General features: G+C 48.8%; 12 protein-coding genes and 1 pseudogene. 2 read left to right on the top strand and 11 right to left on the bottom strand.

All coding sequences use genetic code 11. The features are described 5' to 3' along the window. The 7 genes and pseudogenes from ACN0R8_RS16000 to dbpA all read right to left on the bottom strand — a co-directional run. A partial coding sequence (locus ACN0R8_RS16000; RefSeq protein WP_417599185.1) for a transposase occupies positions 1-377 on the bottom strand: 377 nt, incomplete at its 3' end. 141 nt (positions 378-518) lie between these two features. After that, complete coding sequence (locus ACN0R8_RS15995; protein ID WP_417599183.1) at positions 519-1,439, bottom strand: DUF4238 domain-containing protein; 921 nt, start codon at positions 1,437-1,439, stop codon at positions 519-521. Positions 1,440-1,679: 240 nt separating this feature from the next. Beyond that, positions 1,680-1,994 (bottom strand): transposase, encoded by a 315-nt coding sequence (locus ACN0R8_RS15990; protein ID WP_417599181.1) that lies wholly within the window; start codon positions 1,992-1,994, stop codon positions 1,680-1,682. A 185-nt stretch (positions 1,995-2,179) separates the two neighbouring features. Beyond that, entirely contained in the window at positions 2,180-2,656 is a 477-nt protein-coding gene (locus ACN0R8_RS15985; RefSeq protein ID WP_417599179.1) for a hypothetical protein, read from the bottom strand. A 72-nt stretch (positions 2,657-2,728) separates the two neighbouring features. Further along, positions 2,729-3,295, bottom strand: coding sequence for a hypothetical protein (locus tag ACN0R8_RS15980; protein ID WP_417599177.1), 567 nt, complete (start codon positions 3,293-3,295; stop codon positions 2,729-2,731). A gap of 228 nt (positions 3,296-3,523) precedes the next feature. Then, a pseudogene (locus ACN0R8_RS15975) lies at positions 3,524-3,634 on the bottom strand (IS110 family transposase); the annotation flags it as partial. Positions 3,635-4,002: 368 nt separating this feature from the next. Then, a complete protein-coding gene (dbpA, locus tag ACN0R8_RS15970; RefSeq protein ID WP_417599175.1) occupies positions 4,003-5,391 on the bottom strand; it encodes an ATP-dependent RNA helicase DbpA in 1,389 nt (462 codons plus the stop codon). Between the two features lie 329 nt (positions 5,392-5,720). Here dbpA and ACN0R8_RS15965 point away from each other — a divergent pair, with 329 nt between their 5' ends. After that, entirely contained in the window at positions 5,721-6,008 is a 288-nt protein-coding gene (locus ACN0R8_RS15965; protein ID WP_417599173.1) for a cupin domain-containing protein, read from the top strand. A gap of 107 nt (positions 6,009-6,115) precedes the next feature. Here ACN0R8_RS15965 and tyrS read toward each other — a convergent pair whose 3' ends face one another. From tyrS to ACN0R8_RS15945, 4 genes are all read right to left on the bottom strand, one after another. After that, on the bottom strand, positions 6,116-7,417 hold the full coding sequence (gene tyrS / locus ACN0R8_RS15960; RefSeq protein ID WP_417599172.1) for a tyrosine--tRNA ligase: 1,302 nt from the start codon (positions 7,415-7,417) through the stop codon (positions 6,116-6,118). 188 nt (positions 7,418-7,605) lie between these two features. Next, a complete protein-coding gene (locus tag ACN0R8_RS15955; protein WP_417599170.1) occupies positions 7,606-8,412 on the bottom strand; it encodes a response regulator transcription factor in 807 nt (268 codons plus the stop codon). Positions 8,413-8,485: 73 nt separating this feature from the next. Continuing rightward, on the bottom strand, positions 8,486-8,884 hold the full coding sequence (locus tag ACN0R8_RS15950; protein WP_417599168.1) for a DOPA 4,5-dioxygenase family protein: 399 nt from the start codon (positions 8,882-8,884) through the stop codon (positions 8,486-8,488). After that, positions 8,885-9,496 carry a LysE family translocator gene (locus tag ACN0R8_RS15945; protein WP_417599166.1) on the bottom strand — a complete coding sequence of 204 codons (612 nt, stop codon included), beginning with the start codon at positions 9,494-9,496 and terminating at the stop codon, positions 8,885-8,887. A 381-nt stretch (positions 9,497-9,877) separates the two neighbouring features. Here ACN0R8_RS15945 and ACN0R8_RS15940 point away from each other — a divergent pair, with 381 nt between their 5' ends. Beyond that, a complete protein-coding gene (locus ACN0R8_RS15940; protein WP_417599164.1) occupies positions 9,878-12,196 on the top strand; it encodes a YgiQ family radical SAM protein in 2,319 nt (772 codons plus the stop codon). Positions 12,197-12,223 lie beyond the last annotated feature (27 nt).

The raw sequence follows: 12,223 nt of genomic DNA, 5'->3' as shown, positions 1-12,223 counted from the left end.
TCAAACAGATCTTCAATGGCTTGGGGCTGGCTGCTGACAAAATGAGCAAGGGTGCTGAAGTGCGGGACGGTATCGCAGGATAGGGCTTTAAAGATGATATTGGTTTCGCAACACCACTGGATCTCACGGCGGGAGGTGATGCCTTTAGAATAAGCAAACAGGATGATCTTTAGCAAAATGGCTGGATCGTAGGCTGGGCGGCCTTCGCTATCATTCTTATAAGGCTGGTGAAACGCGGAAAGATCCAACTTTTCAGCTTTTTTATAAAAACAGAGGTAGTGCAGAGCATGCTCAAAAGTACCGGGCTGCAGCTGATCCTGATAATTGATCACCACCATCGACGTTTGGTTGTAGTCGTAGTGCTTGAACTGAGCCATCACCGCCTCCTGCGTTTCAAAACCCGATCAGATCATAGTTCGGGAGGTTTTTCTACAGCCTGAAGCCCACATCACGCGACACCGAAGGCGATCGCCGTGGATGCGCTTGTTATACGCGTGCCATTTTAGGCAGTATCTGTTTCAGCTTATTAGAATTTTAAGGTCTGACTCTTTATATGAAAATGCACTTCTTTCTTTGTTGTTCCATGTTATTAAGTTCAATTTACTTATGTAATCTTGGTCGTAGCAGTCGGTAACAGAAAGGTAATACTGACTTTTTGATAAGTCTTCTAATGGTGTCTTCACTTTTTCATCTGGAAGCTCAGAAGGCTCTAATAGCAATCCTTGCTTAGGAGATAGAGGGAGAAATAGTTTGACTTCTACCTTGTCAATTGGATTAAGGTTTTTGACAGGGTTGTCGTTTGTTATCAGGTTAATATTTGTTTTATTGTTTATCACAACAAGCTTGTATAATTTATTTATAAGCTGGAGAGATATTCTCTCTGCAATAATCAAAGAATAAATCATGTAATAGCTGTCAAATCTAATATTTTTATCTCTTAATAATGATTCTGTAGAATTTTTTATTTTGTTCTTTACAGCCGGTGTGCGAGCTAACTGAAAATTTATGTAACGCACAACATATGAATAGCCAAATATATCTATTTCGCCATATTCTTCTTTTTTTATAATATCAAGAGAAGGTAAAGCTAATTCTTCCACAATACAGTAAACATCTTCAATAGCATTTGTTTTTATTATTCTTGATTCTTCTGTTTCTCCGTTTACATCTATTGAAAATTTGTGAATAATGTGAAAACTATTGATTAATCCACTGATCATAGACTTAATTGGTTCCGCTAAAGAACTTACTTCTTTTAACAGGAATGCTCGCTCATCATCATTAACTCCATCGACTTTGTAGAAGTAGTTTGAATGTGCAACTTCTCTAGTCTTCATCGGCATTACATTATTGTTAATTAATGCAAATAATCTATCGTCTTTTCCAGCCCAGTTTTTTAAATAAAACTGACTTACGAAATGCTGTTTTTTCTTAATCATAATTGAGTAATGTTTAATCTCTATGGATGTTCTTAGCATATAACGAGGCTGTAGAAAAACCTGTTTCTAACCCGCTTTTCTCGCCAACAGCTCGCTCTCTGCTGTTTATTTTCGATTGCCGGTTTTTATCGGCCATCGTTTGTTTATTCTATGTTTTCCAGCCTTTTTAAGCTTTGGCTGCCTCTATGCCAGGTACCATACTGCTTTCAGTGCCTGTTCTAAGGCTGCATTAACTCTGTTTTACTGGCTGAGATGCCTATATTTTGCCAGTTTTTCTACATTGCGTACTAGGTAGTAAAGCTGCCACTGAACCTCACGGCTGGAGGTGATGCCTTTGGAATAAGCAAACAGGATGATTTTCAGCAAAATGGCCGGATCGTAGGCTGGGCGGCCTTCGCTATCATTCTTATAAGGCTGGTGAAACGCGGAAAGATCCAGCTTTTCAGAAACGAGGTAGTGCAGAGCATGCTCAAAAGTACCGGGCTGCAACTGATCCTGATAATTGATCACCACCATCAACGTTTGATTGTAGTCGTAGTGCTTGAATCGAGCCATCACCGCCCCCTGCGTTTCAAAACCCGATCAGACCATAGTTCGGGAGGTTTTTCTACAGCCTGAACGCCCGGTTAAGGGGCAACCAACGCCACTACCAAGCTTCCGCATAGCACTGTAACCAAAAAACCAACGCATAATAAAAATGCCACGCGTTGGTTGTCCCTCTTGAACCATTTGTTATAAAGCTACTTGATAAATGCTTCTAGTTTTTTTGTAAGGTCAGCTATCTGATTATGAATAACAGCTTTATCGAATTCATGGTTTTCGGATTTAGACTTATAGAAATCACACATTTTATCCCTTTCTTTTAGGGCATCTAAGAGAACTGAATACCCGTTAATAATTGCAGCTCTCTCCAAACTCTTAGCCTGTTGCTGTTGATAATTTAATGCATTTTGGTGTGCTTCTGCAGACTTATGAAGTTCCTCACGCGTTAACTTCAACTCATCTCGCTGTAGAGATAGCTCTTTCATCTGTAAAAATATTGTATAAATTAATCCAAGGAAGGCTAATCCTGAAAATAAAGCACTGCTGGCACCAAACATACTACCAAACGCGCTTTTATCTATTGGATCCTTATCAAGGAGAAACCAATAATTAGAAAACAAAATGATGACCAATAATGTCACGGCCAACCCTAGAAATAGGTATTCTTTTTTCATTATATCTCCGATTTAAATTGCTTTATAACGCTTCACTCAGCCGCAGATTTAGCTGTCGGCTGGAGTGACTTGTTATGAGCTTGGCTGAAAAATAAGTATATGTTGAACATAATTAAAATACGTTTCATTAACGTCAAAATGCGCTATGAATGGGTCTTTACATCCAAATTTCTTATACAAAAAAATTATCTTGCACAAAGTAGTACCCGCCAACTTCACAAGGCGGTCAGTGTGAACACTTTGTGCTTCATGCTCGTAGCCATAACGCTCTGAAGTAAATACTGATCTGTGCTCCGTTAACGTGTCAATATCCGAATGTGAAAATAGATAACTTTGAAAAATTGGGTCTATTAGCTCATATAAACATACTAAGTCATGAGCTTTACCTTTAAGGTCCTTTACTCTTTTATTTGGCTCGTATGTCTCATTAATTTTACCCGCATTAGTCGAAACCTCTGCATTAAAACTCTTCAGCATAATTTCTAGTGAAAGCGCACTAAGACTAGTTTGGATATAGCCTTTTACTCGGGTATGATTTTGAGCAACAAAGAAATAGTCAGCCGCTGTTTCGATCATATATGGTCGAAAATCAGGAGATACCACATCATCACAGTTCGGTTCAAAGCTCAATTCACTCAAATGTCTGCGACCTCATAACATCTATGGACGCCCCTATTTTGGCAAGTAATTTCCGACAACATAAAAAGGTTTGCAGCCATTTATTCGGGCGTTCGCCCTATCCCTGATGAGCTTCGCTGATCCGGTTCTAATCATTTTAGCGCTCTCTATATCGGAACGATGTTAGGGCCAGAGTATCCAGATCACGGTTCAACCTGTTGTGTCATCGTTGATATTACCTGCGCAAAATCAGGCTTCCTCTACTCTTTGATAACGAACGCCTTTGGCTAACAATGCCCAGGCTATCCGCGCTAACTTATTCGCCAATGCCACAATCACTTTGTTTTTGTGCATTCGGCTTTCCAAACTCTGTATCCACTTTTACCAAGGACTACCGAGCTTTGAATGGCGGATAACCGCTTTTTAATCATAGGCATGCGCATTTCGACGATTTCAATAGTCCGCCAAAAACTGAGGAAAGAGTTTGATTAGAAAGGAGAATTCCGTTTTCTGATCTGGCTGCTTCCCTGCTAAACGCGCATGCGCATATACGTCAATAACCGTGCGCCTGCATTCTTAAAAGCAATAGGCAAGCACGGTTTCCATAATGTATCAAATTTAAATCTTATCCAATTTCGCCGCACCAGTAAACCGAGCACTAAGTCGGATATGCGGGCACAAAAAAGCCCGCTCTTAGGCGGGCTTTAATAACATCAGGTAGTAACCACTTACACCCGACGCACTTTAAACTTACGGCCTTTAATCCGGCTGTTCATCAGGTGGTTTAGGGCTTTTTTACCCACGCTGCGTTCCACCGCGACATAGGCGGTAAAGTCGAAGATATTGATCTTACCCACCTGGCTGCCTTCAATACCGCCTTCATTGGTGAGGGCGCCCAGTAGGTCGCCGGGGCGAACTTTGTTCTTTTTGCCGCCGTCGATGGTCAAGGTCACCATGGTCGGTTCCCGGTGGCCGCTCATATCACCGTCGAACAGCTCTTCGCTGCTGGAGGGTTCAATCTCGGTCTGCATCTGGTCGGCAATATCCGCCAGTTTGTAGCTTTCTTTCTGGGTGTACAGGCTGATCGCCAGACCGGATTTACCCGCACGGCCGGTTCGGCCAATACGGTGTACGTGGACTTCAGAGTCCCGTGTCAGGTCGTAGTTGATCACCATCGGCAGGTCGTCGATATCCAGACCGCGGGCGGCAACATCGGTGGCTAACAGTAAGTGAGTGCTTCGGTTGGAAAATTTCACCAGTACCTGATCACGCTCCCGCTGATCCATATCACCGTGCAGCGCCTGGGCGTAGTAATCCCGCTCTTTCAGGGCGCGGGCCAGATCGGCACAGGTCTGTTTGGTGTTGCAGAAGATCACCGCATGTTCCGGCTGATAGTGCCCCAGCACCTGCAGCAGCAAGTCTTCTTTCTCAGACGCGCGCTCTACGGAGTAGAACTTCTGGCTGATATTCACCGGAGCCTGGGCCGACTCAACCACCTCAATCATCGCCGGTTTGTTCTGATAACGGCTGCTGATCTGGGCGATGGTATCCGGGTACGTGGCAGAAAACAGCAGGGTCTGACGATTTGCCGGTGTCTCTTCCAGAATCGCCTCCATGGCATCGGCAAAGCCCATATCCAGCATGCGGTCGGCTTCATCCAGTACCACGGTATTAACCCGTCCCAGATCCAGCGTACCTTTACGCAGGTGATCCTGAATACGACCCGGCGTACCCACCACAATATGGGTGCCATGGGCCAGGGAGCCGATCTGCGGGCCGATGGGCATACCGCCACACAGGGTCAGAATCTTAACATTGTGCTGATAACGCGCCAGCTTGCGCAGTTCATTGGCTACCTGCCCCGCCAGTTCACGGGTTGGGCACATCACCAGAGACTGACAGGCGAAGGAGCGCACGTTGAGTTTTTCCAGCAGGCCGATACCGAAGGCAGCGGTTTTACCACTCCCGGTTTTGGCTTTGGCGATCAGGTCTTTGCCCTTCAGCACCAACGGCAGGCTTTGTGCCTGAATCGGTGTCATGCGGGAATATCCCATATCGTTCAGGTTCTGAATCTGGGCGGCAGGCAGGTTAAGGCTGGAAAAGGCGCTATCGTTCACGGAGATCTCAACTGATAAAAAAGAGGTGGCAGACCGAACAGGTCATGATTAAGTTCTTGGGCGTTGGTTTAATGCTCAAAGCCCAGAAGGCGCGCAGTATAACAAAGCCTGCCCTGAATAGCAGATGACAATTGCACGGTTCACTTATTCCTTCACGGCCCGGCGTACAAATTAATCAAAAGCAGTCATTTATTTAGATTGATTCACACCAAACCCAGCACCGATATTGCGCAACTGCAAAATAGATCAGCCACTGCTAATCTTTATTTCAGGTCAATTTTTGACCCATTCCAACGATAATTAAAAGATAACTCAAAAAGGGAACCTCCATGTCTGAACGTCCGGTTTTAGCTATTACCCAACAGATCGATAACGAGCGCACCTGTGTTAACCATCTGCTGTTTCCCGCAGGCGGCGAAAGCCAGTGGCACCGCCATGAGCGTGATTACGTGATAGTGCCAATGCAGAACTGCGTACTGCATATCGACACCGGTGAAGGCCCGAAGGCCGTGGAAATGAAAGCGGGCGAATGCTACTACCGCCCGGTGGGTGTTGAGCACAATGTTCTGAACAACAGTGACGAAGATATCGTGCTGATCGAAGTGGAAATGAAGTAAGCCGCTTATTCAGAACCCGTCAGGGCGGATAAAAACAAAACTGCTTTCATCCGTCCTGATCTCTCACCCTGCCATCATAGCGCTATCAGAACCTCATCAGAACGCCCTCAGCCAGCCTGCTTTAGTAACGCAAAGTGTTTCTTACCCCGCTGAAGTAACCAGTAACGGTCATACAGGGCAAACTGCTGACCGATGGCTTGATCCGGGCCATTATCTGCCGCGATCAGTTCACCATTCAGGCGAATGGCACCCGCCTGTATTTGTTCACGGGCTTTACCCTTCGATGGCGCAAGCTCCGCATCCACCAACACCTGCGCCAGCTCTGCGGCTGGGTTAACGGTATAGCACGGCAGGCCATCCAACTCTAACTGTTGCAGCTCTCGTTCGCTAAGCTGCGCAATCCCCGCCTGTGCCTGATCTTTTTTGGCATGCCCCCCAAAGAGGGCTTCTGTAATACGCTTCGCGCTGTTCAGACCTGCTTCACCATGCACAAAAGCGGTAATCGCTTCCGCCAGAATCTGCTGTGCCTGTGGCTTACCACCGGAGGCTTCATCCTGTTGGTGGATCGCGGCGATCTTATCCACGGATAAAAAAGTGTAGTAACCCAGCATCCGGTAAACATCAGCATCAGCGGTATTCAGCCAAAACTGATAGAAGCTGTAGGGCGAGGTTTTATCGCTATCCAGCCAGATAGTACCGGTCTCAGTTTTACCAAATTTGGTGCCATCACTTTTGGTGATCAGCGGCAGGGTCAGGCCATCCACTTTTGTCTGGTTCAGGCGACGGGTCAAGTCGATACCACTGACAATATTGCCCCATTGATCGTTGCCGCCGATCTGCAGCGTCACACCATGATGCTGATTCAGCTGCGCAAAATCATAGGACTGCAGCAGAGTGTAACTAAACTCGGTAAACGAAATCCCCACATCTGGTCTATCAAGGCGCTGCTTCACCGACTCACGGCGCATCATCTCATTCACCGAGAAGTGTTTGCCCACATCACGGAAAAACGCCACGATATTCATGTTCCAAAACCAGTCCTTGTTGTTGATCAGTTTCAGATCACAGCCCAGGTGGGGCTGCATCAGTGTGGTGATCTGCTCGCTTAGCTGCGCGGCAAACTCATCCACGGTTGTCATGCTGTTCAGGCTGCGCTCAGCGGCTTTAAAACTGGGATCACCGATGGCACCAGTGGCACCTCCCACCAGAGCGATCACCTGATGTCCGGCATCATAAAAGCGCTTCAGCATCAGCAGCGGCACCAGATGCCCGATATGCAGGCTGCCCGCGGTGGGATCAAAGCCGCAGTAAACCGTTTGCGGCTGCTGCAGAAAGGTTTTCAGGTCATCGGCGTTGGAGGTCTGGGCGATCAGACCGCGACGGTTCAGGTCATCAAATAGAGAGGTCATGCTGTGCCTTGTGTTTAGCGTAGATTACTGGTGTTTAGAACAGGTTAATTGTTTTAGAACAGATTACGGATGTTCAAAACGGTTTAATCAGAGATTGCTCAGAAGATGGCAACAGCTTAAAGAAAGACCCAACAAAGGCGCATATCCCTATAGGGACAGATGAGGGATCAAACCCAGGTCCGAATAAACTAACTTACCAGCAAGTGCGTCATAAACAGCTGATATAGTTCGCTCAGGGAACTGACATTCAGTTTGCGGTAGATGCTCTTGCGGTGGTTCTTCACTGTGCCCAGGGCGATACTTTCCAACTGGGCAATATCTGCGGAGTCATACCCCTGCACGATTAACAGGGTAATCCCCTGCTCCTTGGGGGTCAGCAGGCTCTCACCAAAGGAGTGCATCGCCTGTTGCAGCGCAAGCCGGAACTCACTCTTATCCGCCATGGCAGACGATTGCAGTAGGCTGGTCTCAGGTTTGCGCTCAGCCCCCGCCCACTGCTGACGGATCAGGGCATGCAGTACCGCAGAATCAGCGCTGAGTTCATGGTACTGCCTCATATGCCGGGTCGGATCTTCATCGGTTTGTCCGGTAAAGAGTAAAATCCAGCGTTCCTTATCCAATCGTGTGCAGAGGCACAGCTCATCAAAAACACCGGTCTGAGGGCAAAATTGCTGTTGATACCGGTTTATCAGGTAGCGCTGCTGTGAGGAGTCATCCTGAACCAGCCCGGAGAGCATCAGTGTTTTATCACCGTGGTTCTCCAGACAAAACTGATAAAAAGGATCACTCAGATAGGCATCGGTCAGATAGCGCTGAAACAGATATTCCCGGTTATGGGGAATGGCATCATAGAGATAAATCGGGTGTTTATTACGCCGGCAACCGAGAATAATCAGGTGACTGCAGGGCAATAGCGTACGCAGATAATCGGCCAGTGTAGAGCTGAACCCCGGCGTGCCGATGGCTTCAATAATCGCAGCCAGTTTAGCTTTCATGGTACAGCCTCCTTTATATGGCTTTACGCTACCGGGGCATGTTCAGGGCGGGTGTGGAAATACCCGTCGGTGCTTACTGAAACACCGACAGATCCAATACCAGGGGCTGACCAAGCCAATAGGCATGCTCGGTGTGATCTTTCAGGTGATCACCGGTAACGCCATGAACCAAAATGGACAGCCCTGCCCGCCCGCATGCCACTGACTCGCAACGCTGAGCATCCAACCAGGGAATCAGCTGCTCAAAATCGGTGGTCTTAAAGAGTAACTGGCAACTCCACGCCGGATGGGGGCCAACCCGCTGCTGGTGCACCCGCCCGACCTGAATACCAAACTGTTCACCGGCCCGTTGGCAGAGACGGGTGGCAAAATCCAGGCTCTGCTCATCAAAATAGACGTGGGCGTGGAACACCCTGTGCACGTTGACCGGATACCGACCAACGGATGCACTGGAAAAATCAGATACGGACATTTAAGGAATCACCACCCGAACAGCCAAACCAATCAGCACGACCCCCGTCAGCTGCTCAATACGCTTCACATGGCGGCGTAACCAGGCCAACAGGTGCGCCTGGGAAAACAGCAGCGCCACTAGGGTGTACCAGAGACCATCCACAACTGAAGCCGTAGCGACCATAATCAGCTGAGCCTCTAAGCCCTGATCAGCGGTGACAAACTGAGAAAAAAGGGCGGTGAAGAAAACCGCCAGTTTCGGATTCAGCAGGGAGATAAACAGACCAGACCGTGCCGCCTGCCAGTAGGTTTTCTTGGTGCCGTTTTCCGCCTGCAGCTCGGGTGTTGAGGCATAACGTAAGGCATTAAAACCGAGCCAGACCAAATAAGCTGCACCGGCCCAGGTCAGCGCCAGATAAAGGGTCTCATAACGGTTGACCAGAACCCCCAACCCCCAAACGGTTGCTGCAGCCCAAGCTGCCACACCCAAAGCATGGGCACAACCTGCAGCAATACCGTGACCACGACCATTACTGACCGTCTGACGTAGCACCACCGCCAAACTCGGCCCGGGTGACATCGCACCCAGCACACAGATCAACAGCAGAGATAACCAAAGGACTAAAGACATAGGGGCTTCCTTATAAAATAAATTCCGGCTCAGAAGATAGTGCGATTCTTTTGCTACGGTCAGCTTTTATAGTCCGACATTCTACTCTGCTCCTATTGTTACTACTAGTTACCAACCGACTGAACCCGCCTTTTCAAACCACATTCTCCTGCCTCTACAGCCACACAAGTTTCTGACTAAAATCATATAAACTTCAGTCTGGACCACAAAAAAGCAAGGTTAAATTTCCGTCCAATCTTCTGAACAGCCGCTATTCTGCTCTGTATTCCCGACTGTTTTTCTGGGACAATGCCCGGTTTGCAGTGACAAGCACCGTGCTGCACCTGATAATGACCATACCGGCAGGCCATTCACCGCCTGTTGCAGAACCTGATGAGCGCCATGAGCAGTAAACATAAAACCGCCCCCGATCTGTTTTCCTATCCTTTGTACTGGGCCGAGTGCTTCGGTACAGCACCTTTCCTGCCGACCACTCGCGAGGAGATGGATGCGCTGGGCTGGGACAGCTGTGATGTAATTATCGTTACCGGTGACGCCTACGTGGATCACCCGAGTTTCGGTATGGCGGTATTGGGTCGCCTGCTGGAGTCCCAGGGTTTCCGGGTTGGTATTATCGATCAGCCGGACTGGCGCAACCCGAATGAGTTTATGCGTCTGGGCAAACCGAATCTTTACTTCGGTGTCACCGCGGGCAATATGGACTCCCTGATCAACCGTTACACGGCGGATCTGAAAGTACGTAATGATGATGCTTACACGCCTCATGGTGACGGTGGCAAGCGCCCGGATCGTGCGGTCATTGTTTATTCACAGCTATGTAAACGTGCCTACTCCGATGTACCGATTGTTATCGGTGGCATCGAAGCCAGTCTGCGCCGTATCGCCCAGTATGATTACTGGAGCAACGAAGTGCGCCGCTCTGTACTGATCGACTCAACGGCGGATATTCTGCTATACGGCAACGCCGAGCGTGCCCTGATCGAACTGACCCATGAACTGGCCCTCGGCAAGGATCTGTCGGAGCTGCTGGATATTCGCGGCACCACCATCGTACGCGATGCGCCTCCGGGCGGTTTTACCGAGATCGACTCCAGCCGTGTGGACTGGCCAGGCAAGATCGACCAGATTCCAAGCCCTTACGAATATATCCCGGAAGGCAAGTGTCAGGATGGTGAAGAGGAAGATCCGGATGTGATGCCGATCCGCGTCATTCCGGCACCCCTGAAAGGCAAGCATGGCAAACTGGATGCATCCAAAACCTACGTGCGCCTGCCCTCTTTTGAGAAGGTCAATAAAGACCCTGTATTGTACGCCCACGCCTCCCGTGTGCTGCACCTGGAGTCTAACCCCCATAATGCCCGGGCACTGATTCAGAAGCATGGCAAAAAAGAGATCTGGGTGAATCCGCCACCGATCCCTCTGGAAACAGAGGAGATGGATAAGGTGTTCGGCTTTAACTACCAGCGTGTACCGCATCCGAAATATGGCGGCGCTAAGATCCCTGCCTATGAGATGATCCGCTTCTCCATCAATATTATGCGCGGCTGTTTTGGCGGCTGTACCTTCTGTTCCATCACAGAGCACGAAGGCCGTATTATTCAGAGTCGTTCTCAGGAATCCATCATCAACGAGATCGAAGATATCAAAGAGAAGCTGCCTGCCTTTACCGGTCATATCTCCGACCTGGGTGGCCCGACGTCCAATATGTATCACCTGAACTGTAAAGATCCTGAGATTCAGGCTTCCTGCCGTAAGCTCTCCTGTGTTTATCCGGAGATCTGCGTCAACCTGAATACTGACCATAGCCCGACCACTCAGCTCTATCGTCAGGCTCGTGCCGTTGACGGTGTTCATACGGTATCCATCGCCTCCGGTCTGCGTTATGACCTGGCGGTGGAAGACCCGGAATACGTCAAAGAGTTGGTGACTCACCATGTGGGTGGCTATCTGAAGATTGCCCCGGAACACTCAGAAATGGGCACCCTGAGCAAGATGATGAAACCGGGCATGGGCACCTACGACAACTTTAAGCGTATGTTCGACAAGTACTCTAAAGAGGCGGGTAAAAAACAGTACCTAATTCCGTACTTTATCGCCGCACATCCGGGTTCTGAAGATGAAGATATGCTCAATCTGGCACTGTGGCTGAAAACCCACGACTTCCGCCCAGACCAGGTGCAAACCTTCTATCCGTCACCGATGTCACTGGCCACCGCCATGTACCACTCCGACAAGAACCCGCTGAAACAGGTGACCTACAAAAGCGAAACCCTGTACACCGCGAAAGATTACGAACAGAGGCGCACCCAGAAAGGCTTTTTACGCTACCACGACCCGAAAAACTGGCCGGCCCTGCGTAAAACCCTTCGGGAGATGGGACGTGCGGATTTGATCGGTGATGGCAAACACAAACTGGTGCCCGGTGAAGATAAAGATCCGGTGAACCCGCGCAGCCCACGAAAAGCACGTCCTGGGCAGCAAACCGGGGCATCCCACACCACCAACCGCCCGACCCTGAAAAATGGTCAGGTGAAACAGATTGGTGGCGGCGCGAAAAAATCAGCCGGGAAGAAACCGGGCAAAGGTGGCGCAGGTAAAAAAGCCGCCGGTAATGCCATTGCCAAATCCGCTGCCAAACCATTCGCAAAGAAAGGCGGCAGCAAGAAAGCCAGACAGGTTAGTCAAAAACCAAGCGCCTGATTTGTCAGATGCTAAAACGAAAAAAGG

Origin of the sequence: Oceanospirillum sp. (assembly GCF_048265165.1) — a bacterium.
In the GTDB taxonomy this organism is placed as follows: domain Bacteria; phylum Pseudomonadota; class Gammaproteobacteria; order Pseudomonadales; family Halomonadaceae; genus Oceanospirillum.
This window is presented reverse-complemented; position numbering and strand designations above follow the sequence as displayed.